This is a genomic window from Lysobacter sp. 05T417, assembly GCF_056396405.1.
Genome location: NZ_JBFTLK010000007.1, coordinates 176312 through 202691 on the forward strand (window position 1 = coordinate 176312; position 26380 = coordinate 202691).

The window sequence follows — 26380 nt, forward strand, 5'->3', positions numbered from 1 at the left end:
CGGCCATGAACCTCGACACCTCCCATCACCTTCCGGAGCCGTCATCCCCGCGCAGGCGGGGACCCAGCGACTCCGCTTCGCCTGATATCGCCTCCACGGAGAACGCCGACGTGGCACACGCAACGACACTGGGTTCCCGCCTTCGCGGGAATGACGATGCACACAAACGCGAGCAGAGTCGACTGGTCGACGCCTTCCGCCATCCGCGATTGCTGGCCGCCTTCGCCGCGCTGGCGATGCCCGGCATTGCCCTCGCACAGGACGCCGCAGCGGTCGCGGCTGCCGCGCCGGTCGCCAACAAGGGCGACGTCGGTTGGTTGCTGGTCTGCTCGGCACTGGTGATCTTCATGACCCTGCCCGGGCTCGCGCTGTTCTATGGCGGCCTGGTGCGCAGCAAGAACGTCCTGTCGGTGCTGATGCAGTGCCTGCTGGTGTTCTCGCTGGTGGCGGTGCTGTGGGCGCTGTATGGCTACTCGCTGGCTTTCACCAGCGGCAATGCCTTCATCGGCGGATGGGACCGGCTGTTCGCCAAGGGCCTGGATGCCACGGCGATGGGCGCGACGTTCACCAAGGGGGTCTACATCCCGGAGCTGGTGTTCTTCGTGTTCCAGGGCGCGTTCGCCTGCATCACCTGCGCGCTGATCGTCGGCGCCTTCGCCGAGCGCATCAAGTTCGCCGGGGTGATGCTGTTCACCGTGCTGTGGTTCACCTTCGCCTACACGCCGATGGCGCACATGGTCTGGTTCTTCCCGGGCCCGGATGCGTTCACCAGCAACGATGCCGTCCCGGGCGTGCTGGCCCAGTCCGGCTTCCTGTTCGCCAAGGGCGCGCTCGACTTCGCCGGTGGCACGGTGGTGCACATCAACGCGGCCGTTGCCGGCCTCGTCGGCGCCTATGTCGTCGGCAAGCGTGTGGGTTACGGGCGTGAGGCGATCAAGCCGCACAACCTGACCCAGACCATGGTCGGCGCGTCGATCCTGTGGGTGGGCTGGTTCGGCTTCAACGCCGGTTCCGCGCTCGAGGCCAACGCGGTGGCGGCGCAGGCGTTCGTCAACACCTTCCTCGCCACGGCCGCTGCGGTGCTGGGCTGGACGGTGCTGGAGTGGATCAGCAAGGGCAAGCCGTCCATGCTCGGTGCGGCGTCGGGCGCGGTTGCGGGCCTGGTGGCGATCACGCCGGCGGCCGGCTTCGTCGGCATCTGCGGCGCGATGATCATCGGTGCGCTGGCCGGTGCGGTGTGCCTGTGGGGCGTCAACGGTCTCAAGCGCCTGCTGGGCGCGGACGACGCGCTCGACGTCTTCGGCGTGCACGGCATCGGCGGCATTCTCGGTGCGCTGCTCACCGGCGTGTTCGCATCGCCGGCGCTGGGTGGTTCGGGCATCTGGGATTACGTCACCGAGACTGCGTTGCCGGAGTACTCGATCGCCTCGCAGGTCTGGATCCAGCTGCAGGGCGTGCTGGTGACGGTGGTGCTTTCGGGCGTGGTCGCCCTGGCGAGCTTCCTGATCGTGAAGTACACGGTCGGCCTGCGCGTCAGCGAAGAGTCCGAACGCGAAGGCCTCGACATCACCTCACACGGTGAGTCGGCGTACGAGAACTGATGCAGACGACGCCCCTCTCCCGCAATGGAGAGGGGCAACATCAAAGTCCGGAGCACAAGCGCTCCCACCGACAAGGTCCGGAGCACCGGCCCTCCCCTTCAAGGGGAGGGTTGGGAGGGGATGGGTGCCCGAGCTACGACAAGAAGTCGACTGCCAAACCGCCCGCCACTCACCCCCGCCGCCGCCGCGCAACCTCGCTGACCGCCGCAATCCCCAACGTCAGCCCCAGCATCGACAGGAACTGGAACCGCGTGTCGGAGCCGGAAAGCAGCAGCAGGAAGATCAGCCCGAGGATCGCCAGCGCGATCACCGTCAGGTAAGGAAAGCCGCGCATGCGGAACGGCAGCGGCGTACCGGCGCGATCGGCGCGGCGACGCAGGATCAGTTGCGACAGCAGCGAGATCGTCCACACCAGCAGGCAGGTCGAGCCGACCACGTTGAGCAGCACCGGCAGCACCTTGCCCGGGTAGCGCAGCTCCATGCCGGTGGCGATGAATCCGAACACCACGCACGACAGCACCGCGGCCACCGGCACGTGGCGGGCATTGACGCGCGCCAGCCAGCGCGGCGCCTCGGCACGCTCGGCCAGCGAATGGATCATGCGCGAAGCGCCATAGAGGTTGGCATTGAGCGCCGACAGCAGCGCAATCACCGCGATCAGGGTGATGGCCGTGGCCGCGCCGGGAATCCGCGCCGCCTCCAGCACCGCCGCGAACGGCGACGACAACGCCGTGCTCGTCCACGGCACCACCGCGATGATCACGCTCAGCGAGCCGATGTAGAACACCAGGATGCGCCAGGCCACGGTGCGGATCGCGCGGGCGATGCTGCGCTCCGGGTCCTGCGTCTCGGCCGCGGCGACAGCAACGATCTCGGTGCCGCCGAAGGCGAACACCACCACCAGCAAGGCCGCGCCGATGCCGGCCAGGCCCTTGGGCGCGAAGCCGCCGTGGTCGAAGAAGTTCGACAGGCCCGGCGATGCCACGTCGGGCAGCAGGCCCAGCAGCAGCGCAATGCCGACCAGGATGAAGGCGACAATCGCGACCACCTTGAGGATCGCGAACCAGAACTCGAACTCGCCGAAGTTCTTCACGCCCATCAGGTTGATGGCGGTGAAGAACAGCATGAAGGTCAGTGACGCCAACGGCACAGACAGCGATGGCCACACCGTAGAGAGCAATCCGGCGGCGCCGACTGACTCGGCGGCGATCACGATCACCAGCTGCGCCCACCACAACCAGCCCACCGTCGCACCGGCGGTGGCGCCCATGGCGTCGGCCGCATACACCGAGAATGCGCCGCTGGCCGGCTTGGCCGCGGCCATTTCGCCCAGGGCGTTCATGACGATGATCACCAGCGCGCCGGCAACCAGGTACGACACCAGCACCGCGGGCCCTGCTGCCTGCACGCCGACACCGGAGCCGAGGAACAGGCCGGCGCCGATCGCGCTGCCCAGCCCCATCATGATCAGCTGACGGGGTTTGAGCGCGTGGCTGAGTCGGGTCGGTGCGGCGGCTGGAGCGGCGGGTGCGGGCATCAACGGGTCCGGGCAACGGTCGGGCCGCCACAATAGCGTGTCCGGCCCACGCCGCATTGGCCGAGCCTGTTCCGCGACTTTGTGGGACTGGGCCCCGCGACGGGCCTACTTCGAGCCCGCACCCTGCGCCGGCTTGGGCAATCGGATACTCGAGCCGGCCGGGCGCTCGAACCGTGGTCGACCGTCGTCAGTCCAGAACACGCGCTGGATACGCGGCGACCGCTTGGCCGTGCACTTCATGTCCGGCCCGGGGTTGGCGTGGTAGACGATCCAGGTTTCGCTGCCATCGGCCGACTGGAAGAAGCCGTTGTGTCCCGGCGCGAAAACGCCACGCTGCGCATCCTTGGCCAGCACCGGCGCAGGCGCCTTGCGCCAGGCGGAGGCATCGAGCGGGTCGCTGCCCGGTGCGGCGCTGAGCAGGCCGATCGCGTAGTCGTCCGACCAGCAGGCGCTGCCGGAATAGGACAGGAAAAGATCGCCCTTGGGGCCGGCCAGGTACTCCGGCCCTTCGAGAATCTGCCGGCCGCCCTGGCGCTCCCAGCTGTGGTCGGGCCGTGCGATCACGGTTTCCGCGCCGCTCAGGGTCCACGGGTCGGACATCGCCACGATCGACAGGACGCTGTCCGGTCCCACATACGGCGAGTAGACGAAATAGCGCTTGCCGCCATGGACGAAGGTGGTGCCGTCGATGCCCGTGTGCTGCGTCTTCAGCTGGCCGCGATCGGTCCACGTCCCCCGCGTCGGATCGTCGCTGCCGTTCTCAAGCACGAAGATGCCGCGATGGTCGTCGTCGTCATGGCCGCTGGCTGCGGCGGTGTAGTAGATGTACCAGCGTCCGTCGATGCGATGCAGTTCGGGTGCCCAGATCGATATCGCATTCGGCCCCGTCGCCGGTGGCCGCCATACCGTGATCTCCGCGGCATCCGCCAGGCGGGTGACGTCGCCAGTCTTGCGTATGGCCAGCCGGTTGCCCAGGGTGTTCATGTAGTAGTAGCTGTTGCCGTGTCGAACGATCCAGGGGTCCGGACCGGACGGCAGCAGCGGATTCACGAACGTGTCGGCGTCGGCCGCGTGCGACATCGTGGAGCCCAGCATCAGCAGGCCGGCTGCGGCTCGCAACATCCAGTGGGACATGACTTCTACTCCTGCATGGATCGCCATCGGGCGCAGTCGGCCCGGACCAGGGTGGATCGGCACATTGCCTGTGGTCGGCGACATAATCATATAATCCGACAAATGCAAAGCTGCGCCGCAGCAGTGGCCCTTTGCCAGCGCCGAGCCATGCAATGCGCTCGGCCATCGTCCGCCCATCGCGAGTACCAGCATGAGTGAGTTGCAAAGCGACGCCATCGTCGGCATCAACTGGGGCAGCTCCAATTTCCGCGCGTACCTCATCGGCGAAGACGGCCAGGTGCATGACACGCTCGAGGAGGCGGCCGGCGTGGCAGGTTTGTCGCGCGACGGCATGATGGCAATGGCGGCGAAAGTCCGCGCGCGCTGGCCGCAGGCATCGCGTGTCTACGCGGCCGGCATGATCGGCTCCAACATCGGCTGGGCAGACGCGGGCTACATCGACAGTCCCGCCGGCCTCGAACAGTTGTCGCGCGGCCTGCTGCCGGTTGCCATCGGCGATCTGGACGTGTCGATCGTGCCGGGCATCGCCTGCGTCCGCAGCGCCGACGGCTCGCCCGACATCATGCGCGGCGAGGAAACCGAACTGTTCGGACTGCTCGCCTCCGGGCAACTCGGCGCTGCCCCTGTGGTCGCCTTGCCGGGGACCCATACCAAATGGGTGCGCATGCACGACGGGCTCGTCACCGAGTTCATGACCGCGATGTCCGGGGAAATCTTCGATCGCCTCACCGCCGCCGGCCTGCTCGCTTCCATCATCGACGGCCCGGCCCACGATGGACCCGCTTTCCGCGAAGGCGTGCGCAACGCCAGTGCACGCGCGCTGGGCCTGGGCGCGCTGTTGTTCGGTGCCCGCGCCCGGGTGATCCGCGGCGTGCTCGAGCGCACGGACGCCAGCGCTTATCTGCGCGGACTGTTGATCGGGGCGGAAATCGCCGATGCGCTGGCGCTGTTCCCCGAGATGTGCGGCACCGAGGTCCCACTGGTGGGGTCCGCCGCGGTCGGCGCGCTGTACCAGGCCGCGCTGGACGAAGCAGGGATCGCGTCGCGCCCGGTCCCGTCGGCCGATGCGGTGGTGCGCGGATTCCTCGAAATCGACGCGCTCGGCCGGCCCTCGAAGTAGGGCCGGCACGGGGCTGGATCTCGGGCAGAACCGGGCAATTCGTCCGTTGTTGCGGCGCAACGTGCGTATTGTCTGATTATATGTTTTTGTAACGTCCACGCCGATTTGGGAGGTCGACAGTGACGGGGCAAGGCAACGCGAAGGCGATGTGGTGCGCGGGCGCAATGGCGCTTGCGGCTGCCGCGACGACGAGCGCGCAGGAGCGCGCACCACTGGGCACGCTGCCCGATGGCAGCACCGTTGAAACGATCGCGCTGAGCGACGGCAGCGGCATGAAGGCGCGCGTGTCGACGCTCGGCGCCACCCTGTATTCCCTCGATGTTCCCGATCGCGACGGCCGTTACGCCGACGTGGTGCTCGGCGATGCCACCTTCGCCGCCACCCTTGCCACGCCGCAGTACTTCGGCACCACGGTCGGCCGTTTCGCCAACCGCATCGCCAAGGGCAAGTTCACCCTCGACGGCCGCCAGTACACGGTGCCGGTCAACAACGGCGTCAACAGCCTGCACGGTGGTACCCGCGGTTTCGACAAGGTCGTGTGGGAAGTGGTGGAAGCCAAGCCCGATCGCGTGACGCTGCGCTACGTCAGCGCCGACGGTGACCAGGGCTACCCGGGCAAGCTGACCGTCACCGCCACCTACGCGCTGGAAGGCAACGGCCAGCTGGCCATCGAGTACCGCGCCCGCACCGACAAGCCCACGATCGTCAACCTGAGCAACCACGCCTACTGGAATCTCTCCGGCGAAGGCTCGGGCGCGGCCATGGACCAGGAGCTGATGATCGCCGGCGATGCCTACACGCCGGTCGACGACACCTTGATCCCGACCGGCCAGATCGCGCCGGTTGCCGGCACCGTCTTTGATTTCCGCACGCCCAAGGCGATTGGCCGCGACCTGCGCACCGGCTCGGAGCAGCAGCTGCTGTATGGCCGCGGCTACGACCACAACTGGGTCATCAGCCGTGCACCGGTAAAGCAATTGCGCGAAGTCGCGCGCGTGCACGATCCGCGTTCCGGCCGGGTGATGTCGCTGTCGTCGGCACAGCCTGGCCTGCAGTTCTATTCCGGCAACTTCCTGGACGGCACCACGGTCGGCAAGAGCGGCCACGTGTACCGGCAGGGCGATGCCTTCGTGCTTGAACCGCAGTTGTTCCCCGACACGCCGAACCAGAGCAGCTTCGGTTCGGCGCGCCTGGCGCCTGGCCAGCAATACGTGAACCGGATGGTGTACCGGTTCTCGGTCGACCAGGGCGCAAGCAAGACCCGCTGAAGAGCAGTGTTTCAAAACAACGGTTGAGCGGCGGCCTGGAAGGCGTCGATGCCACCGCGGCGCGATGGTCCAGACCATCGTGGATGCCGGAGGCATGTCCGAATCCAAGTGAAAGGAGAAGCATCCGATGCACAAGTGGCTTACGCATTCGCTGGCAGGCGCGCTGCTGGCTGGCGTGCTGCTCGCGGCAGCGCCACTGGCGCAGGCCGCCGACGGCGCACGCTGGTCGCAGACCCAGGCCAACGAGTGGTACGAGCGCCAGCCGTGGCTGGTGGGCAGCAATTACATCCCGGCCAACTCGATCAACCAGCTGGAGATGTGGCAGGCCGAAACGTTCGACCCCGAGCGCATCGATCTGGAACTGGGCTGGGCCGCGGACATGGGCATGAACACCATGCGCGTGTTCCTGCACGACCTGGCCTGGCAGAAGGATCCGGCCGGTTTCAAGCGCCGCCTCGATACCTTCCTGAAGATCTCCGCCAAGCGCGGCATCCGGCCGATGCTGGTGCTGTTCGATTCGTGCTGGGACCCCGATCCCGCGCTGGGCCCGCAGCGCCCGCCGATCCCCGGCGTGCACAACTCCGGCTGGGTGCAGAGCCCGGGCACCGCCGCGCTCGACGACCCGAAGCAGCACGCGCGCCTGGAGCGTTACGTAAAGGACATCGTCGCCAGCTTCGGCAAGGACGACCGCGTGCTGGCCTGGGACGTGTGGAACGAGCCCGACAACGAAGGCGGTGGCAGCGGTTACTACACGCCGCGCGAGTCCAAGCACAAGTTCGACCGCGTCGCCGAGCTGCTGCCGCAGGTCTTCACTTGGGCGCGCTCGCAGAATCCGAGCCAGCCGCTCACCAGCGGCATCTGGCACAACCCGGACTGGAACCAGCTCGACAAGCTCAATCGCGTCGAGAAGGTGCAGATCGAGCAGTCGGATGTGATCTCGTTCCACACCTATTCGTGGCCGGAGGACTTCGAGCAGCGCGTGCGCGAACTCGAGGTCTATGGACGCCCGCTGCTGTGCACCGAGTACCTCGCCCGCGGCGCCGGCTCCACCATCGACGGTGTGCTGCCGGTGGCCAAGCGCCACAACATCGCGATGTACAACTGGGGCTTCGTCGACGGCAAGACCCAGACCCGCTTCCCGTGGGATTCGTGGGAGCGTCCGTACACCCAGAAGCCGCCGACGCTCTGGTTCCATGACCTGCTGCACGGCGACGGAAAGCCATACCGGGCACGCGAGATCGAGATCATCCGCACGCTCACCAAGGCCCCCAAGAAAGAAGTTCCCGCCCTCTGACTCGAGCTTCCACCGGTCGCATGTGCGACCGGCGCGGAACGCTCACGCCTTCGTCCGGAGACGATGCCATGAACCGACGTTATTCCCGCTCGCTGTTGTCGCTGTCGATCCTGTCCGCGTTGATGCTGCCGGTGATGGCGCAAGCGCAGGAGGCCGCGGCTGGCGCCGCAGTGCAACAGGCGCAGCCCGACGATCGAAGCCCTTCCGACTCGCAGCAGGCGACCGATCTCGACACGGTGGTGGTGACGGCACTGCGCCAGAGCCTGGAGACCGCGCAGAACATCAAGCAGGAGTCGGACATGATCGTCGACTCCGTCGTCGCCGAGGACATCGGCAAGCTGCCCGACAACAGCGTCGCCGACGCCCTGCAGCGCGTCACCGGCGTGCAGATCGCGCAGGGCGGGCAGGGCGAGGCCACCTCGGTGGTGATCCGCGGTTTGCCCAATGTCATCAGCACCCTCAACGGCCGCGAGATATTCAGCGCATCCGGCCGTGGCTTTGCCTTCCAGAACCTGCCGGCGACCGCGGTCAGGGAGCTCAACGTCTACAAGACCAGCGACGCCACCCTCCCTCTCGGTGGCATCGCTGGCCTGGTGAACATCCAGCTCCGCCGTCCGTTCGATTTCGATGGCCGCGAAATCGCCGGCACCTATACCGCCACCCACAGCAAGTACGGTGGCAAGGTCGACCCCAACGCCAGCCTGCTGTTCTCCGACCGCTGGGACACTGACGCCGGCGAGTTCGGTGCGCTGGTCAACTTCGGCTACCAGGCCAAGGAATACGCCTATGACGCGGTCTGGGGCGATTTCCCCAAGATCGTGACCGACGGCAGCGGCGCGCCGATCCGCACCGACGGCGGCGACCTGATTGCCGCGCCCAATGGCTGGGGCACCGCCTACAACGACGGCTACCGCGAGCGCGGCGCGTTCAACTACGCCCTGCAATGGAAGCCGCGAGACGACACCGAGGTTTACCTCGAAGGCATGTACGACTGGGTCCGCGACAGCTTCTCGCAGGCCTTCTACTTCACCTTCCCGGTCGGCGTGGTCACGCCGACGCAGCTTGGCGTCGGCAACAACTGCTACGCCAACCAGCTCGACGGGCCGCTGGCCGGCCAGACCGTGTGCGACGCATCCAGCGGCTCCTGGACCGGCGACACCTATTCGGCCACCAGCACCCAGGCGCACAAGCAGCGCGGCCAGGACATCCAGAATGCGCTGGGCGTGAAGTGGGACGGCGACCAGCTGCACCTGTCGACCGAGCTGTCGCGCACGTCGGGCTACTACCGCGACGAGAACTTCATCATCGACACCTTCCTGGCCGGGCCGATCACCACGGTCTGGGAAGGCACCGCGGGCGCCCACCAGAACTGGTACCTGGCCGGCGATCCGGCACTGGATCCGTCGCGCTTCTACCTCAACGGCCTGTTTCAGACCTGGGGCTACTCCTACGGTGAGGAAAACGACTGGCGCGGCGATGGCCACTTCGACTTCACCGACGGTCCGATCGCCTCGCTGCAGTTCGGCCTGCGTTACGCCGACCGCACCTCCACCGCCAAGGGCAGCGTCGAGATATCGACGCCGCCGCCGGGCGGCGCCGGCACCGGCAACATCGTCGAGAACCCCAATCCCGACAACCAGGTGGTCAGCCGCTTCCCGGGCGCCAACTTCTTCTGCAGCAAGCGCGGCAACGAAGCGCTGCACCAGAAGTTCCTCGTGCCCTGCTACGACTACCTGATCGACAGCTCCGACTACCTGCGCACGCTGTACGGCTTGCCGACCGGTCTGGCGCCGGAGAATCCGGGCCGCTTCTTCGACATCGGCGAGGAAAAGTTCGCCGGCTACCTGCAGGCCAAGTACGACACCGACCTGTTCGGCGTGCGCGTCGACGGCCTGGTGGGAGTGCGCGTCGAAAAGGTCGAACGTGACCTCGATGCGTTCTCGTTCGACGCCAGCACCGGCGTCTACAGCCCGATCACGCGCAACACCAAGGACACCAACACACTTCCCAACGCCAGCGCCAACATCCACTTCAACGACGAGTGGCAGTTGCGCCTGGTCGCGGCCAAGACCCTCAGCTATCCGGACTTCGGCGCCCTCAATCCGTCGATCTCGCTCAACCCGGGCACGATCAACCGCGCCGGCATCGCCGCCAGCGGCAACCCGGACCTGACCCCGATCGAGTCGAAGAACTACGACGCCTCGCTGGAGTGGTACTTCTCGCCGGTGGGCTACGTCAGCGCCGGCCTGTTCTACCGCGACATCGACGGCTACATCCAGAACTACGTCACCGACGTCACCATCGGCGGCGAACCATTCGAGCTGTCGTCGCCGCAGAGCGCCGGCAGCGGCCACCTGCAGGGCGTGGAAATGGCCTGGCAACAGACCTTCGACTTCCTGCCCGGCGCATGGAACGGCCTGGGCGCGCAGTTGAACTACACCTACATCGACGGTTCCACCCGCTCGCCGGAGTTCATCGGCGGGCCGGAGGTGGAACAGCCGCTGCAGAACGTCTCCAAGAACAACTACAACGCGGTGCTGTTCTACGAGAACTTCGGCGTGTCGGCGCGACTGGCCTATGGCTACCGCAGTCGCTACATCGACTTCTTCACCCAGCCCACCGTGGCCAGCAACGAAGACCAGATCGAGCCGGCCAGCTCGCTCGATTTCTCGATCAGCTACGACGTGACCGAGCAGTCGACCATCGTGCTGTCGGCCACCAACCTGCTGGGCAACAACCTGCACCAGTTCTGGGGCGACGGCGATACGCGTCCGCGCGATATCCGCTTCCAGGACCAGACCATCGGCCTGGGCTTCCGGTTCAAGCTGTGACCCTGCGCGCGGCCAACGCTGCAAGCCTTCTGCTGCCGGTGCTGCTGTGCACCGGTGCGGTTGCGGCCGCGCAAGACAAGGCCGTGGCCGTCGGCGAGCGCCTCGCTGCCGGCGTCGGCTACGCATCGGCCGTGCGCCTGGCCCATCAGCCGGGCGCGCAGGACAACGGCCGGATGCTGCTGGTGTTCGAGCCATCGTCCGCCGGTGGCATTCCGTTGTACGAAAGTCGCGATGATGGCGATCGCTGGAAGCAGATCGGTGAAGTCGACGATCAGTCCCACGGTGACCGCAAGCACTGGCAACTGCGCTGGCAGCCGCATCTGAGCGAGCTGGTCCGCGCCAGCGGCGACCTGGCGGCGGGCACGTTGCTGCTGGCGGCCAACGCCATCCATCGCAACGACCAGGGCCAGCTGATCCAGCAGGACCTGCAGCTGTATGCCAGCAACGATGGCGGCAAGAGCTGGTCCGGGCGCAGCACGATAGTGGAAGGCCGCGGCCAGCCGAGCGACCGGCTCAACCAGGGCGTGTGGGAGCCGTACATCGTCGTTCTCGATGACGGCCGCATGGTCGCCTACTACTCGAGCGAGCAGCACAAGCAGGGCGGTTTCAACCAGCTGCTGGGGCACAAGGTATCCAACGATGGTGGCCGCAGCTGGGGCCAGGAAAAGGTCGACGTCGCCCTGCCGGGCGGCGTCGAACGGCCAGGCATGGCCATCGTCACCCGGACCGGCAGCGGCTACGCGATGGTCTACGAGAACATCGACGGCGAGCGCAATGGTCAGGTGCATCTCAAAACCAGCCGCGACGGGCTCGACTGGGGCAACCCGGCCGACCCGGGCGTGGCCATCCGCACTGCATCCGGCGCTTGGCCATCGGCGTGCCCGACCGTGCGCTGGTTCCCGGGCGAGACCGCCGACGGCGTGTTGCTGGTCGCCGCGCAGCGCGCCGGCGGTGGCGGTGATGCCGGCGGTCGCACGCTGTACTGGAACGACAACGGCGGCCGCGGCCCCTGGTGGGAAATGCCGGCACCGGTGCAGAAGCTCACCGGCAACATCCACGCCGGCTGGACCCAGGCCATGGTCATGCGCGGTGACGGCAAGCTTCTGCATGTGACGTCGTCCTCTACTGCGGCAGCCCCCGCCAGCGAAGAAGCCAACGAAATCCTGTACGCATCGGTGCCGCTGGCTTTCAATCGCTATGAAGCCGAGGACGCCGTGCGCAGGCGCGGCGCGCAGATCGACGATGCGGCCGCGTCGGCGGGTCGCAAGGTGCGGCTGGCCAGCGGCGCCGGCGCCGACCTCAGCTTCGAGGTCAATGCCGGCAAGGCTGCTACGCGCCGACTGCAGGTGCGCTACGCCGACATCGGCTTCGCCGCGGTGCCGCAGGTGCAGGTCAACGGTCGCAAGCTGGCCGGCAACGCCGCAGCAGTCACGGCCGAAGGCTGGCGGATTGCCGAATTCGACGCGCCGTTGCAGGCCGGCAGCAACCGGATCGTCATTGCCAACGATCAGCGCCCGCTCGACTACGACTACATCGAACTCACGCAGGTCGCGCCATGACCCAGGACCCCATCTCCGGCCCGACCACAGTCGTGCTATACCCCTATTGTCGGATAATACGAGTGGCTGCCACGTGCCCGGCGCCGTGCCAAAGGGGAACCAGTGAGACAGATCGCGGTACGCAACCTGCACGACCAGGTAATACAGGAAATCGGCCGGCTGATCGTCAGTGGCGAGCTCAAGCCCGGCGAGCTGCTGCCGCGCGAGGAGACACTCGCCCAGCGCATGGCGGTGAGCCGCACGGCGCTGCGCGAAGCGCTCAAGGTGCTCGGTTCCAAGGGCCTGATCGAGACCCGGCAGAAGACCGGATCGCGTGTGCGCGACACCCGTTACTGGAACCAGCTCGACGCCGACATCCTGGCTTGGCGCTGCGCATCGATGCCCACCGAGGACTTCGTCGAGAAGCTGGTGGAGATGCGCGAGATCATCGAGCCGGCCGCGGCGGCGGCGGCGGCGCGCCGGCGCACGCCGGAGCAACTGGCGCGAATCAAGACGGCCTACGAGGCCATGGCGGCCGCGGCCGACCTGGACGAGTGGGCGAAGGCCGACCTGGATTTCCACGAGCGCGTACTCGACGCGGCCAACAACGAGCTGATGGGGTCGCTGTTCTCGGTCATCGATACCGCGCTGGGTGCGTACTTCCTGCTCTCGGCCAAGACCGCGGTCGACTTCAAGTATTCGCTGCCGCGACACTTCGCGGTCTACGACGCGATCCGGCTCAAGCGCCCCGAGCTGGCGCGCGACGCGATGCACGGGATGATCGTCGATTCGCGCGCGAACATACGGGGACGCGGCAAGGCCCGCAAACCCGCGCGCTGAAGGTGTTCGCATGAGCGCCGCCTGGCTGCAACCGCTTCCGCTGGTTGCCATCCTGCGCGGGCTCACGCCGGAAGAAGCGCCGGCTATTGGCGCCGTATTGTTCGATGCCGGCTTTCGCATCCTGGAAGTGCCGCTGAACTCGCCGCGGCCGATGGAAAGCATCGCCCTGCTGGCCCGCGACCTGGGCGAGCACTGCCTGGTCGGTGCCGGTACCGTGCTGGCGCCGCGACAGGTCGAGGAGGTCGCACGCGCAGGCGGCCGCCTGATCGTGATGCCACATGCCGACACCGCGGTCATCGCCGCCGCACACGCCGCGGGCATGCGTTGCACCCCCGGCGTGGCCACGCCGACCGAGGCATTCGCCGCGCTGCACGCCGGCGCCGACGCGCTGAAGCTGTTCCCGGCCGAGCAGTTGCCGCCGCCGGTGCTGAAGGCCTGGCTCAGCGTGCTGCCTGCCGGCACGGCGCTGCTGCCCGTGGGCGGCGTCACCCCTGAGCGCATGTCCGCCTATCGCCAGGCCGGCGCCGCAGGGTTCGGCATCGGCTCGGCGCTCTACGCACCTGGAATGGATTCCGTCGAGGTGGGGCGCCGTGCGCGCGCCTTCGTCGACGGCTGGCACCAGACGAATACCAGCAGCACCCACACGGACCCCCATCCATGAAGATCACCGCCATCACCACCTTCCTCGTTCCGCCGCGCTGGCTGTTCGTCCGCATCGACACCGATGCGGGGATCAGCGGCTGGGGCGAACCGATCGTGGAAGGCCGCGCGCACACTGTCGCCGCCGCGGTCGACGAGCTGTCGGACTACCTGATCGGCAAGGACCCGCGCCGCATCGAGGACCATTGGAACGTGCTCTACCGCGGCGGCTTCTACCGCGGCGGCCCGGTGCTGATGAGCGCCCTGGCCGGCCTCGACCAGGCGCTGTGGGACATCCACGGCAAGGCCCTGGGCGTGCCGGTGTACGAACTGCTCGGTGGCCGTGTGCGTGATCGCATCCGCGTGTACTCGTGGATCGGCGGCGATCGCCCGGCCGACACCGCGCGTGCGGCGAAGGAAGCGGTGTCGCGTGGCTTCACCGCGGTCAAGATGAATGCCACCGAGGAAGTGCAGATCGTCGATTCGCACGAGAAGGTCACGCACGTGCTCGAGAATGTGCAGGCCGTCCGCGATGCGGTCGGGCCGGAGATCGGCCTGGCGGTGGACTTCCACGGCCGCGTCCACAAGCCGATGGCGCGCGTGCTGATGCGCGAGCTGGCGCCGTTCGGCCTGATGTTCATCGAGGAACCGGTGCTGTCGGAACACCTCGAGGCCATTCCGGAGCTGGCCGCGCTGTCGCCCGCGCCCATCGCACTGGGCGAGCGCCTGTACTCGCGCTTCGACTTCAAGCGGGTGCTGCAGATGGGCGGCGTCGACATCATCCAGCCCGACCCATCGCACGCCGGTGGCATCACCGAGACGCGCAAGATCGCCGCCATGGCCGAAGCCTACGACGTCGCCCTGGCGCTGCACTGCCCGCTGGGGCCGATTGCGCTGGCCGCGAACCTGCAGCTCGACGCGGTCTGCTACAACGCCTTCATCCAGGAACAGAGCCTGGGCATCCACTACAACGCCGCCAACGACCTGCTCGACTACCTCGCCGACCGTTCGCCGTTCGCCTACCAGGACGGCTACGTCGCCATGCCGACCGGCCCCGGGCTGGGCATCGAGATCAACCAGGGCTACGTTGACGAACGCGCCGTCGAGGGCCACCGCTGGCGCAATCCGATCTGGCGCCATGCCGACGGCAGCGTGGCCGAATGGTGAGGCGACGATGAGCGACCACACGAACCCAGGCGGTTCCGGGCAGATGGCCCGCTACCCCAGCCTGTCCGGACGCAGCGTGCTGGTCAGCGGCGGCGCGACCGGCATCGGCGCCAGCTTCGTCGCGCACTTCGCCGCCCAGGGCGCGCGGGTAGCGTTCCTCGATATCGACGACGCCGGCGCCCAGGCCCTCATCGCCAGCCTGGGCGAAGTCGAGCACGCGCCGCTCTACCTGCGCTGCGACGTCACCGACCTGGACGCGCTGCATGCCGCGATCGTGCAGGCGCGTGAACGCATCGGTCCGATCGCCGTCCTCGTCAACAACGCCGCCAACGATGTGCGCCATGCCTTCGGCGCGACCAGCGCCGCCGATTTCGAACGCAACGTCGCCGTCAATCTGCGCCACCAGTACTTCGCCACGCAGGCGGTGGCCGCCGACATGCGCGCCCTCGGCGGCGGCTCGGTCATCTGCCTGGGCTCGACCGGCTGGATGATCAAGAACGCCGGCTACCCGATGTACGCGATGAACAAGTCGGCGGTGCACGGCCTGGTCAACGGCCTGGCGCGCGAACTGGGGCACGAGCGGATCCGCATCAACGCACTGGTGCCCGGCTGGGTGATCACCGAGAAGCAGCGACGCCTCTGGCTCGACGAGGAAGGCGAGGAACAGATTCGCCGCGCCCAGTGCCTGCCCGGCCACCTGCAGCCCGACGACCTGGCGCGGATGGCGCTGTTCCTGGCCGCCGATGACAGCCGCATGTGCACCGGCCAGAGCTTCATCGTCGACGGCGGCTGGGTCTGACCATGGGCGAAGACCTGCGCGTGGCGGTGCCCGCCGGCAACCGGCTGGGCGAGGGCGTCGTGTGGTGCCCACGCGCACAGGCGCTGTACTGGACCGACATCCACGCCGCGATGTTGTGGCGCTACGTGCCGGCCGACGGCGCGGTGCGCTCGTGGCCGATGCCCGAACGCCTGGCCTCGTTCGCCCTGTGCGAGGCCGATGGCTGGTTGCTGCTGGCGCTGGCGTCGCGGCTGGCGTTCTTCCACCTCGACAGCGGCGAACTGCGCGAGCTGCTCCACCTCGAACAGGCGCCCGAAACCCGCGCCAACGACGGCGCGTGCGATCGCCAGGGCCGCTTCGTCTTCGGCACGATGCACGAGCCGTCCGCGGGGCCGAAACAGGCGCTGGGCCAGTTCTTCCGGCTCAATGCCGACCTGTCGCTGCAGAGCCTGCCGCTGCCGCGCGTGGCGATCGCCAACAGCGTCGCCTTCAGCCCGGACGGCGGCACGCTGTACTTCTGCGACTCGCTGCGACAGCGCATCGATCGCTGCGCCTACGGCGACGAGCTCGGCCCGGTCTCGACCTTCGTCGACCTGTCGGCGCACCAGGGTGAACCCGATGGCTCCGCCGTTGATGCAGAGGGCGGACTGTGGAACGCGCAATGGGGCGCATCGCGCCTTGTCCGTTACCGCCCCGATGGCAGCCAGGACCGCAGCATCCGGCTGCCCACCGCGCAGCCCACGCGCGCGGCCTTCGGCGGCCCGGACCTGCGCACGCTCTATGTCACCAGCGCCCACGACGGAATGGACGCCGCCGCGCGCGCGACCGACCGCCATGCCGGCGATGTGTTCGCGCTGGAACCGGGTGTGACCGGACTGGCCGAACCGCGTTTTGCCGGCGATCCGCACGCGGCAACCAAACTCCACCTTGCTAGAGACCAGGCATGAGCCTTTCCACTCTCGACGTCGGTATCGTGCTCGCCTACCTGGCCGGCATCTTCATCCTGGCCCAGCTGGTCTCGCGCGAGAAAGGCGGGCACCAGAAATCCGCGCAGGACTATTTCCTCGCCAGCCGCGCGCTGCCGTGGTGGGCGATCGGCGCGTCGCTGATCGCGGCCAACATCTCGGCCGAGCAGATCATCGGCATGTCAGGGTCCGGCTATGCCATCGGTCTGGCGATCGCGTCCTACGAATGGATGGGCGCGCTGACGCTGCTGATCGTCGGCAAGTGGTTCCTGCCGGTGTTCCTGCGCAACGACATCAACACCATGCCGCAGTTCCTCGAGGAGCGGTACGGCAACCGCATCCGCACGCTGATGGCGGTGTTCTGGCTGGGGTTGTACGTGTTCGTGAACCTCACCTCGATCCTGTGGCTGGGATCGATCGCCGTGTCGCAGGTGGCCGGAATCAACCAGACGCTGGCGCTGGTGCTGCTGGGCGCGTTCGCGCTGGTGTACCAGCTGTACGGCGGCCTGAAGGCCGTGGCGCTGACCGACATCGTCCAGGTGACGCTGCTGGTGCTGGGCGGCCTCCTGGTGACCGGAATCACCCTGGGGCAGATCGGGCACGGCAGCATCGCCGATGGCTTCATGACGCTGTGGTCGCAGCATCCGGGCAAGTTCGAGATGATCCTCGACCGCGACAACCCGTTCTACAAGGACCTGCCGGGCATCTCCGTGCTGATCGGCGGCATGTGGATCGCGAACCTGAGCTACTGGGGCTTCAACCAGTACATCATCCAGCGTGCGCTCGCCGCCAAGGACATCCGCGAGGCGCAGAAGGGCATCGTCTTCGCCGCCTTCCTGAAGTTGCTGATGCCGGTGATCGTGGTCGTGCCGGGCATCGCCGCGGTGATGCTGGCGCCGGGCCTGGAGCGTCCCGACGCCGCGTACCCGACGATGATGCGCTTGCTGCCCAGTGGCGTGCTCGGGCTGGTGTTCGCCGCGCTGGTGGCCGCGATCGTGGCCTCGCTGGCATCCAAGATCAATTCGGTGGCGACGATCTTCACCCTCGACTTCTATGCCAAGCGCGACGTGCAGGCGCCGCAGGCGAAGCTGGTCAGGGTCGGCCGCATCGCCGCGGCGACCGCGATCGTGATCGCCGTGCTCACCGCGCGGCCGCTGCTGGGCAGCTTCGACCAGGGCTTCCAGTACATCCAGGAATTCACCGGCTTCTTCACCCCTGGCATCGTCGTGATCTTCCTGCAAGGCCTGTTCTGGAAGCGCGCGAACGAAGCCGGCGCGCTCGCGGCAGCCAGCGGTTCGTTCGTGCTGTCGCTGGTGCTCAAGTTTGCCTGGCCGACGCTGCCATTCATGGATCGCATCGGCGTGGTGTTCCTGCTCTCCTTCGCACTGGCCACGGTGGTGGCGCTGGCGACGACGGCCAGCGGCCATCGCGACCGCATCCGCACCGGCGATGTCAGCTATGCCACCGCGCCGTCGTTCAACATCGCCGCGTTCGCCGTCGTGGCGATCCTGGTGGCGCTCTACGCGACGTTCTGGTGACGCCATGCGGCCCGGCGACGCGGCTCGACAGATGGGGAAGCGGCTCGCATGCGCCTTCCTCGCCCTCTTCGCGACGACGGCGTCGATCGCTGTCGCCGCTGCCACGGTCGAATGGGGCGACACGGCCACGATTGCAGCGCGCGATGCGGGCTGGGGCCGGCTGGCGCGCTTGCCGGACGGTCGCTGGCTTGCGGTGACAACCCGCTTCCAGAAGGGCGCGCCGTCGACACTGGCGATCTCCTCGAGCAGCGATCGCGCGCGAACGTGGCAGCCCCTTTCAGTGGGGGCGGAAGCGGGGCGCCAGATCGACAACGGCGAACTGCGGGTGCTGGCCGATGGCCGCGTGCTGCTGGCGATGCGCTCTCTCGTGGATGGCACGTCATACCGCTTGAACCTCTACGCAAGCGATGACCAGGGGCGCAGCTGGAACTTCCTGAGCACCATCGACCGCAACGAAGCGCCCAACGGACGCAAGGACCGCGGCCTGTGGGAGCCCATGCTGTCCGTGCTCGCCGATGGCGCCTTGTCGGTGCTCTACGCCGACGAGACGCTGGCCGACGCGACGCCCGCCTACAACCAGGTGGTATCGCAGCGGATCTCGCGCGACGGCGGCAAGACCTGGCAACCGCGGGCATCGATCGTCGCCCAAACCGGCGGCGGCAAGCTGCGTCCGGGCATGCCGGTCATGGCGCGCCTGCCCGATGGCCGCTATCTGCTTGTGTTCGAGATCTGCGGAGAGGACAAGCATTGTCCGGTGTCCTTCAAGGTCTCGCCCGACGGGACGCGATGGCCGCAGGGCCTGGGCAGCGCGCTTCCCGATCAGCGCTGCGGACCGCACGTGATGGTCACTGCAGCGGGTACCGCGTTTGTCAGCTCCTGCCAGAACGAAGTCAGCTGGAGCGAAGATGGCGGCGCGCACTGGCAGCGCCTGCCGCAGCCGGCGTGGCCGTTCGGCTTCCGCCATACCTGGCCGGCCGTGTATGAACTCGCGCCCGGCGAGATCGGTGTCGTCAACAACGTGGAGGCGGGAGCGGTGAAGATCCGCTTCGGCCGCGTGGTGGAATCCAGCGGGCACTGAGCCACGGCGCAGCGGCTGTCACGGTGCTTTCACCGCGTCGTCGGGAAGGTTCCGTCTACCGTCGAGCGAGCCGCCAAGACATCCGATGAACAATCACCACGTCCTGCATGTCGCCCTGTGCATGAACCTGGCCCTGCTCGCCGGCTGCGCCAGCCAGGCACACAAGGCCCCGCCCGCTGCCGCCGCGGAACCGGCCATGCCCGCACCGTCGGCCGTACCCGAAATCCGCCCCGGCATCCCCGCCGGCTACCTGCACAAGGAGCAGTACCTCAACAGTCTTGCGCTGGTGCCCAAGCCGCCGACGGCCGGTTCGGCCGCGTTCGCCCACGACCAGGCCGTGCGCGAGGAAGCCATCACCCTGCGTGGCACACCGCGCTGGCAGCAGGCGGTCAGCGATGCCGAACTGCATTTCCCCCACGCCGCCGGCACGTTCGAGTGCGCGCTTGGCATCCCGGTGTCGCAACAGGCGACGCCGCGCCTGTACATGCTGCTCCAGCGCAGCATGGTCGACGCTGGCCTTTCGACCTACGGCGCCAAGAACGAATACAACCGGACGCGTCCGTTCGTGCTCGCAAAGGAAGCCAGCTGCACGCCGGACGACGAAGCCGCGCTGCGCAAGGATGGCTCGTATCCCTCGGGTCACACGACGATCGGCTGGGCATGGGCGCTGATCCTCACCGAGCTGGCCCCCGATCGCGCCGACGCCGTGATCGCGCGCGGGCGCACGTTCGGCGAAAGCCGCCTGGTCTGCAACGTGCACTGGCAGAGCGACATCCTCGAAGGTCGCTTCATGGGAGCGGCGACCGTTGCCAGGCTGCACGCCGATCCGACGTTCGAGGCCGACATGGCGGCAGCGAAGGCCGAGATTGCCGCCGCGCGGAGCCAGGGGCTGACCCCGGGCCGAGACTGCGCGGCCGAATCGACCGCGCTGCAGCGCAAGCTCGAGCGCGTGCTGTAGGCCGCGCACATGTCCCCCAACCCGCCGCTCCAGGTGCTGGTGGTGGAAGACAGCCCCGAGTACGCCCTGATCGTGCGGCAATGGCTCGAGGAGGGCGACCTGGCGCAGGTGACACTCGCCGGGGACACCGCGCAGGGCAGGGCGGCGCTGCCCGCCCGTGACTGGGACCTGGTCATCACCGATGTGGAAATGCCCGGCGCCAGCGGGCTGGAGCTGATCCAGGAGGTCAAGGCGGCGCACAAATGGACCTGCGTGCTGGTGATGACCGGCGTGGTCAGCGCCGAGTACGCGCGCACCGCCGTGCAGAACCATGCCGACGGCATGCTGTTCAAGCCCTTCGCCAAGGACGTGTTCCTGGAGCAGGTGCACAAGCTGGCACAGCTCACGCGCCGGCGCCGCAAGCAGGAGCGCCGCTCGGTGCTGGCCGTGGGCGCGCATCCCGACGATGTCGAGATTGGTTGCGGCGGCACCTTGTCGATGCACGCGGCCAGGCAGGACGAGGTGACGATCCTTACCCTGAGTCACGGTTCACAGGGCGGCGACGCGAGGATCCGCGCGCGCGAGGCGCACGCTGCAGCCGAGCTGCTGCAGGCGCGCCTGATCCTGGCCGAACTCAACGACACGATGGTGCCCGAGGGCGGCGCCAGCATCGAGCTGATCGAACAGGCGATCGCCGACATCCAGCCGACCCACATCTACACGCATTCCCAGTACGACACCCACCAGGACCACCGCAATACCTACCGCGCGAGCATGGTCGCCGCGCGTTCGGTCGGCAACATCTTCTGCTACCAGACGCCGTCCGCCACGGTCGAATTCCGTCCCGGGCAGTTCATCGACATCAGCGACCATTTGCAGCGCAAGCTCCAGGCCATCGAGGCCTATTCCAGCCAGACGTCGCTGCGTGCCTACCTTGCGCCGGACCTGATCGTGGCAACTGCGCGCTATTGGGGGCGATTCGCCGGTTATGTCATGGCCGAACCGCTGGAAGTGGTCCGGCAGCGGGGGCCGTGAACTCGACGGAGAGGTTCGCGCCAGTCAGGACGGATCGTCGTCAGGACGCAACTTCGTCAGCGGATCGTCGTCGCCCGCTCGATCGGCAGCGTGCGCGGCCTCGTGCACGAGCGACTCAATGCGGTCGACCAACGCCAGCGAGCGCGCCTCGCGTTCGGCGGTCTGCGGCGCGTGCCACATCGAAAACACCTGCCCGCACTGGTCCTGCAGGTCGCCGCTGGCCAGCAGGGCCAACGTCGGCGTCAGGCGATGCAGGTGGCGTCGCACTTCGGTTTCGTCGTTGGCCAGCACGCGTTGCCTGAGTTGCTGCAGCAGCGGTGGCGCGGATGCCGCGAATGCCTCGACCACCAGCGGCACCAGCGCGGCATCGCCCAGCAGGCGCGCCGCCGAAGCCAGATCAAGATCGCCATCAGCGTCCACCGATCACCTCGCCCGGCGGCGGCAGCGTCACGGTAATGATCTCGCCGTTGCGCACCGGCTTGGAGACCTCGGCCTGGCGGAACTTGAGCATGGCCTCGCGCGAGCCGGAAAAGCCATCGCGAAGACCGAGCGTGAAGGCGCGGAGGAACTGGCCGTGGCCGAACGTCACCACGCGGCCGGACTGTTGCCACAGCCGCTCGTGGAAGGCGCGCAAGCGCGCGACAAACTGCGCGAACGACTCCGCGCCTTCGCCATCGACGTGCCCGGGGTCGGCGCGTTGCCAGTACTCGGCGATCATCGGCTTGCGTTCGGCGAAGCTGGTGCGGTTCGCCCGCGCCGGCGCCAGGTAGGAGAACTCCTGGATCGGCCACGTCTCCACGGCCGTCCCCGGATAGGCCTCGATCAGCGGCAGGGCCGTATCCAGGGTGCGGCGGTATGGCGACACCACGATCAGGTCCGGCGCATTCCGGATTGACGTGGCCACCTTGCGTGCCTGGTGCTCGCCCAGTTCGGTCAAGCGGATGTCGGCGTGATTGTCCGTGACCTGGCCGGCATTGGCCGTGGTTTGCGCATGTCGGATGAGCTGGACGCTCAGCGGCGGCACAGCGCTTGCCATTCCGACGGGTCCAGGTACTTCTCCGTCCAATAGCGGACCATGAACACTTCCGTGAATGGCATCGGCCCGGCCGGCAGCGGCCTGCCCTGCAGATCGTCCATCAGCAGGCGCGGGATGTCGACGCCCGCGGCGCCGGTCAACGGCAGGCTGCCGGGAAACCTCGGGTTGATCTCCAGCAACTTGTAATGGCCATCGACGGCCTGCTTGAACTGGACATTGGCGACGTAGCGGATGCCGACGGTGCGCGCGATGTTTGCCGCGGCCTCCATCAGCTCGGGCATGTGCAGCGTGCGCGCAGTGATGGCGATGCCCGAGTCGGTGCGGATCCTTTCCCGCGGCACGGCCGCGACCAGCTCGCCGTGCTGGCTCACATAGACATCGACCGAGAACTCCGGGCCAGGCAACAGCTCCTGCACCAGATACGTATCGTCCAGCGGCAGGTCGGCCAGGTCCTGCGCGCTCTCGATCAGGGCAATCCCACGCGAGCCCGAGCCTGCGCGCGGTTTGGCGAAACACGGAAAGCGCGTGATGGTGGGCAACGTCTCTGCCGAAAGCTGCACGCAGGACGGAACGAAGGGATTCCCGGACAGGTGCGACAGCAGCGCCCATTTGTCGCGGCAGCGGTGCAGGACCTGCGCGGGCGACAGCGGCACGCGCGTGCCGATCGCGGCAAACGCAGCCGTGGCCTCGGCCACCGGGGCGAGTTCGGCATCGACGGTGGAGATCAGCACTTCCACCGAGTTCGCGCGGCACAGCTTGAGCAGGGCGGGAACCAGTTCGGGCGATTCGCCCCGCGGAATCAGGAACCTCTGCTGCGCGGGCACCAGGTACAGACCCGGCGAATCGGGGTCCATGTCGGCGAGCAGCAGTTCATGCTCGGCGGCCAGCGATTTCCAGACGCTGACCGCTGCAGGTCCGCCCGCACCGGTGACCAACACGCGCATGGTTCTTCGTATCCGGGAGCTGGTGCGTGGAAACGCTATCCGCTTCGTTGTGATGGTTGCCTTCACGTGCCGCGGCATTCGCAGGCCGCAACGAGGCGTTGTGGTAAACAGGCGCCACGGTCATCGCCGGATGCGTGCCCGCAGGCGATCCGGAGGCGACGCGCATGCAGGAATCCTGGGTATGGGTGTGTGTGGTCGCCGTCTTCCTCGGCACGGCGCCGCAGCTGGCAGCGTTCATCCAGTTCCTGCTGGTGGGCGTGCACGGCGTGCGCAACCACTACGCGCGCTGCGCACCGGTGAGGCGACGCGTCGCCGTGCTGATCCCGGCCTGGAACGAAGGCCTGGTGATCGACAACACCATCGAGCACATGATGTCGCTGGACTACCCGCGCGATGCATTGCGCGTCTACGTCATCGACGACGCCAGCACCGACCAGACCCCGCAGGTGGCGCGCGAGGCGGCCCTGCGCTATCCCGGCACCGTTTTCCACCTGCGTCGCGAGAAGGGCGGGCAGGGCAAGGCGCACACGCTCAACTACGGCCTGGCGCACGTGCTGGACGACGACTGGATGGAGGCGGTGCTGATCACCGACGCCGACGTGGTCTTCTCCCGCGACGCGTTGACGAAGATGGTGCGCCACCTGGCCGATCCCGAGGTGGGTGCGGTCACGGCGTACATCAAGGAAGGCAGCGCGCCGGGCGGGTTTGTTTCGCGCTCGATCGCTTTCGAGTACATCACCGCCCAGGCGGCCTCGCGCCGCGCGCAGAACGTGATGGGCGTGATGGCCTGCGTCGCCGGCGGCGCGCAACTGCACTCACGCGATAACCTGATCGCCATCGGTGGCGCAATCGACACCTCGACACTGGCCGAGGACACCTATACGACCTTCCTGACCGAGCTCCAAGGAAGGCGCGCACTGTTCGACGGCAACGCGATCGTATGGGCCGAAGAGCCCGATGCGCTGTCGAGCCTGTGGAAGCAGCGCCTGCGCTGGGCGCGCGGCAACCTGCAACTGACCTGGGCCTTCCGCCATGCCTGGTTCCGCCCGTTCTCGCACCGCGGCATCGGCGGCTGGATGTTCGGGCTGATCTGGTTCGCCACCGTGCTCACACCGATCCTGATGCTGCTGGCCATGGCGGCATGCCTGACCCTGTTGCTGTTGCACCACGGCTGGGCATGGCGCGCGTTCCACCTGCTGTGGCTGATCAACGCATTCGTGTATCTGTTCGTGCTGCTGTTCTCGTGCCTCATCGATCCGTTCACCGCCAGGCGCGCCTGGCTGGAAGGGATCCTGTTTCCCGGTCTTGTGTCGCTCGGCCTGATGGCGTTGTCGATCTTCCCGGATCGGCCGCACTACCTGATCAATTCGTTCCCGACGCTGCACCAGGCCTGGGACTGGCGCGCCGTTGTCGTGGTGCTCCTGTATGCCTGGGTCGGCGGTTGCATGGTCGCCGGCTGGGGCCTGTACCGGCTCGAGCGCGCCGGTGCACCGCCCTGGCTGGTGCGTCCGCTGCTGGCGGTGGTGGGTTATGGCCCGGTGCTGTGCGCGGTTTCGTTCGCCGCCTATGTCGCCGAGTTGCGCGGCGCCGAGCGCAGCTGGGACAAGACCGTGAAGATCGGCCGGGTGAGGCAACTGGAATGAGCGCACCCGACTCCACCGCAGCCGCGGCCCGCTTCCGCGCAGACCTGCAGGCCGACATCCGGCGCGAGCGGCAGCTGCTGTACGCGGAGATCGTCATCCTCGTCCTGTTGGCGGGGCTGGTCCTGCTGCGCTACGGGATCGGACAATGAAGGCCGCGATCGTGCCGCCGCCGCTGCTCGCCGCACTGCTGGCCGCATCGTGCGCTGCACCGCTCGCCGCTGCCGCGCAGTGTGATCTGGACCGTGCACAGCGCCTGATGGCGCAGCAGCCGCCACCGACGGCGCAGATCGACGCGCTGCTGCTCCAGTGCCGCGACGTCGCCGCCGCCGACTACCGCGTCGACCTGCTGACCGGTGTGCGTGCGCGCGACGAGGGGCGCCTGGGCGATGCCGCCGCCGCCCTGTCCCGCGCCCACCAGCAGGCGCCGGGTGAGCCGGCGCCAACGCTGGAGTTGGCCGTCACCTACGAATTCCAGCAACGTCCCGACAAGGCACGCACCCTCTACGAGCAGGTACTGCAGGCCGATCCGTCGTCGCGCGCGGCACGACTGGGCCTTGCCCGGGTCGCGCGCCAGCAGTTCCGCCCCGACGAGGCCGAAGCGATCTATCGGCAATTGCTGGCCACCAGCCCCGACGACCGCGATGCGCAAACGGGACTGGCGATGGTGGCGTTGCAACAGCGCCGTTACGCCCTCGCGCGCGAGCGCCTGCAACCGTTGCAGGCGGCATGGCCCGACGATCCGGAGGTGCAGGCCGGATTTGCCCAGCTGGCGCAGGGCTGGCGCTATCGACTCGACCTGATGGCGGGCCGGGAGGATCTGGCGGCGGGCGATTCCAACCGCCTGCTCGCCGACCTGGAGATCGCGCCGAACGTGCGCGACGTCTTCCGCGCGACGTACGTCAACAACGATCGCGAACTGGTTTCGCTCGACCCCAGGGACCGGGCCGTGCTGCCGCTCAATGCCGGCCGCCTCAGCTGGCTTCGGCGCGTTCCGGGCCAGTACTTCTGGGAAGTCGCTTACGAGTACCGGCAACACGACAGCGTCGAGGACGAACAACGCGTCGAGCTCAACGTCGGCCACAAACTCGGCGGCCGCGTGCAGGGCTTTGCCGGCGTGCGCCAGCAATTCGGCGCCACGCCCGCGCACGACCGGCTCTGGCACCTGGGTCTGAGCGTGCCGACGTCGACCTGGACCTACGCCACGCTGGTCGCGTACCACGGCGATCCGACCTTCGGCACGAACACGACCGCCTACGTTGCCGACCTCACCCATGAGCGCGAACGCCTGCAGCTGACCGCCGGCGTCGGCTACGGCACGGACCCGGACAACTTCATCTCGCACGTACGTGGTGTGTGGCCATTGCCGCATCGCCAGGCCATCACCTTCGGCATCGAACACCGCACGCTGGGAAACGAAACCGAGCTGATCGCGGGTTGGCGGCTGGAGTGGCAATAGC

23 protein-coding genes are annotated in these 26380 nt (G+C 67.8%); 18 read left to right on the forward strand and 5 right to left on the reverse strand.

Features of this window, described 5'->3' with window-relative positions; genetic code table 11:
• Positions 1-236: 236 nt before the first annotated feature.
• Positions 237-1601 (forward strand): ammonium transporter, encoded by a 1365-nt coding sequence (locus AC1DER_RS14345; protein WP_477245441.1) that lies wholly within the window; start codon positions 237-239, stop codon positions 1599-1601.
• Positions 1602-1770: 169 nt separating this feature from the next.
• Here AC1DER_RS14345 and AC1DER_RS14350 read toward each other — a convergent pair whose 3' ends face one another.
• Together AC1DER_RS14350 and AC1DER_RS14355 are read right to left on the reverse strand one after the other, a co-directional pair.
• The gene (locus AC1DER_RS14350) at positions 1771-3138 is read right to left on the reverse strand and encodes an amino acid permease (protein ID WP_477245424.1); all 1368 of its coding nucleotides are present in this window, start codon (positions 3136-3138) and stop codon (positions 1771-1773) included.
• A gap of 105 nt (positions 3139-3243) precedes the next feature.
• Positions 3244-4272: a glycoside hydrolase family 43 protein gene (locus AC1DER_RS14355; protein ID WP_477245422.1), complete on the reverse strand. Its 1029-nt coding sequence runs from the start codon at positions 4270-4272 to the stop codon at positions 3244-3246.
• 190 nt (positions 4273-4462) lie between these two features.
• On the opposite strand from AC1DER_RS14355, the gene AC1DER_RS14360 reads away from it, so the two are divergent.
• The 14 genes from AC1DER_RS14360 (at position 4463) to AC1DER_RS14425 (ending at position 21300) form a co-directional block, all read left to right on the forward strand.
• Complete coding sequence (locus AC1DER_RS14360) at positions 4463-5392, forward strand: 2-dehydro-3-deoxygalactonokinase (protein WP_477245420.1); 930 nt, start codon at positions 4463-4465, stop codon at positions 5390-5392.
• A gap of 164 nt (positions 5393-5556) precedes the next feature.
• Positions 5557-6660, forward strand: coding sequence for an aldose epimerase family protein (locus tag AC1DER_RS14365; protein ID WP_477245418.1), 1104 nt, complete (start codon positions 5557-5559; stop codon positions 6658-6660).
• 127 nt (positions 6661-6787) lie between these two features.
• Positions 6788-7954, forward strand: a complete 1167-nt coding sequence (locus AC1DER_RS14370) for a cellulase family glycosylhydrolase (RefSeq protein ID WP_477245416.1) — start codon at positions 6788-6790, stop codon at positions 7952-7954.
• A gap of 68 nt (positions 7955-8022) precedes the next feature.
• Positions 8023-10785, forward strand: a complete 2763-nt coding sequence (locus AC1DER_RS14375; protein WP_477245414.1) for a TonB-dependent receptor — start codon at positions 8023-8025, stop codon at positions 10783-10785.
• On the forward strand, positions 10782-12344 hold the full coding sequence (locus tag AC1DER_RS14380) for a sialidase family protein (RefSeq protein ID WP_477245412.1): 1563 nt from the start codon (positions 10782-10784) through the stop codon (positions 12342-12344). The genes AC1DER_RS14375 and AC1DER_RS14380 overlap by 4 nt, the downstream gene beginning before the upstream one ends.
• A 102-nt stretch (positions 12345-12446) precedes the next feature.
• Positions 12447-13163 carry a FadR/GntR family transcriptional regulator gene (locus AC1DER_RS14385; protein ID WP_477245410.1) on the forward strand — a complete coding sequence of 239 codons (717 nt, stop codon included), beginning with the start codon at positions 12447-12449 and terminating at the stop codon, positions 13161-13163.
• Between the two features lie 10 nt (positions 13164-13173).
• The gene (locus tag AC1DER_RS14390) at positions 13174-13824 is read left to right on the forward strand and encodes a 2-dehydro-3-deoxy-6-phosphogalactonate aldolase (RefSeq protein WP_477245408.1); all 651 of its coding nucleotides are present in this window, start codon (positions 13174-13176) and stop codon (positions 13822-13824) included.
• Positions 13821-14969, forward strand: a complete 1149-nt coding sequence (dgoD, locus tag AC1DER_RS14395; RefSeq protein ID WP_477245406.1) for a galactonate dehydratase — start codon at positions 13821-13823, stop codon at positions 14967-14969. Before AC1DER_RS14390 ends, dgoD begins: the two co-directional genes overlap by 4 nt.
• Positions 14970-14976: 7 nt before the next feature.
• A complete protein-coding gene (locus AC1DER_RS14400) occupies positions 14977-15768 on the forward strand; it encodes an SDR family NAD(P)-dependent oxidoreductase (RefSeq protein ID WP_477245404.1) in 792 nt (263 codons plus the stop codon).
• A gap of 2 nt (positions 15769-15770) precedes the next feature.
• Complete coding sequence (locus AC1DER_RS14405; protein WP_477245402.1) at positions 15771-16694, forward strand: SMP-30/gluconolactonase/LRE family protein; 924 nt, start codon at positions 15771-15773, stop codon at positions 16692-16694.
• Positions 16691-18250, forward strand: a complete 1560-nt coding sequence (locus AC1DER_RS14410) for a sodium/sugar symporter (protein ID WP_477245400.1) — start codon at positions 16691-16693, stop codon at positions 18248-18250. The genes AC1DER_RS14405 and AC1DER_RS14410 overlap by 4 nt, the downstream gene beginning before the upstream one ends.
• Before the next feature lie 31 nt (positions 18251-18281).
• A complete protein-coding gene (locus AC1DER_RS14415) occupies positions 18282-19328 on the forward strand; it encodes a sialidase family protein (RefSeq protein WP_477358078.1) in 1047 nt (348 codons plus the stop codon).
• Between the two features lie 85 nt (positions 19329-19413).
• Complete coding sequence (locus tag AC1DER_RS14420; RefSeq protein ID WP_477245396.1) at positions 19414-20286, forward strand: acid phosphatase; 873 nt, start codon at positions 19414-19416, stop codon at positions 20284-20286.
• A 9-nt stretch (positions 20287-20295) separates the two neighbouring features.
• Positions 20296-21300: a PIG-L deacetylase family protein gene (locus AC1DER_RS14425; protein WP_477245394.1), complete on the forward strand. Its 1005-nt coding sequence runs from the start codon at positions 20296-20298 to the stop codon at positions 21298-21300.
• Between the two features lie 24 nt (positions 21301-21324).
• Here AC1DER_RS14425 and AC1DER_RS14430 read toward each other — a convergent pair whose 3' ends face one another.
• Genes AC1DER_RS14430 through AC1DER_RS14440 form a run of 3 tightly spaced genes read right to left on the reverse strand, consistent with a single transcriptional unit; the run spans position 21325 to position 23280 of the window.
• Positions 21325-21720 carry a hypothetical protein gene (locus AC1DER_RS14430; RefSeq protein WP_477245392.1) on the reverse strand — a complete coding sequence of 132 codons (396 nt, stop codon included), beginning with the start codon at positions 21718-21720 and terminating at the stop codon, positions 21325-21327.
• Complete coding sequence (locus AC1DER_RS14435; protein ID WP_477245390.1) at positions 21710-22336, reverse strand: histidine phosphatase family protein; 627 nt, start codon at positions 22334-22336, stop codon at positions 21710-21712. The genes AC1DER_RS14430 and AC1DER_RS14435 overlap by 11 nt, the downstream gene beginning before the upstream one ends.
• A complete protein-coding gene (locus AC1DER_RS14440; RefSeq protein WP_477245388.1) occupies positions 22312-23280 on the reverse strand; it encodes an ATP-grasp domain-containing protein in 969 nt (322 codons plus the stop codon). Before AC1DER_RS14440 ends, AC1DER_RS14435 begins: the two co-directional genes overlap by 25 nt.
• 164 nt (positions 23281-23444) lie before the next feature.
• Between AC1DER_RS14440 and AC1DER_RS14445 the strand changes: the two genes are divergently transcribed.
• The 3 genes from AC1DER_RS14445 to AC1DER_RS14455 are packed head-to-tail and all read left to right on the forward strand — an operon-like array spanning position 23445 to position 26379.
• Positions 23445-24923, forward strand: coding sequence for a glycosyltransferase family 2 protein (locus tag AC1DER_RS14445; RefSeq protein WP_477245386.1), 1479 nt, complete (start codon positions 23445-23447; stop codon positions 24921-24923).
• The gene (locus tag AC1DER_RS14450) at positions 24920-25072 is read left to right on the forward strand and encodes a hypothetical protein (protein WP_477245384.1); all 153 of its coding nucleotides are present in this window, start codon (positions 24920-24922) and stop codon (positions 25070-25072) included. The genes AC1DER_RS14445 and AC1DER_RS14450 overlap by 4 nt, the downstream gene beginning before the upstream one ends.
• The gene (locus AC1DER_RS14455) at positions 25069-26379 is read left to right on the forward strand and encodes a tetratricopeptide repeat protein (protein ID WP_477245382.1); all 1311 of its coding nucleotides are present in this window, start codon (positions 25069-25071) and stop codon (positions 26377-26379) included. Before AC1DER_RS14450 ends, AC1DER_RS14455 begins: the two co-directional genes overlap by 4 nt.
• Position 26380 lies beyond the last annotated feature (1 nt).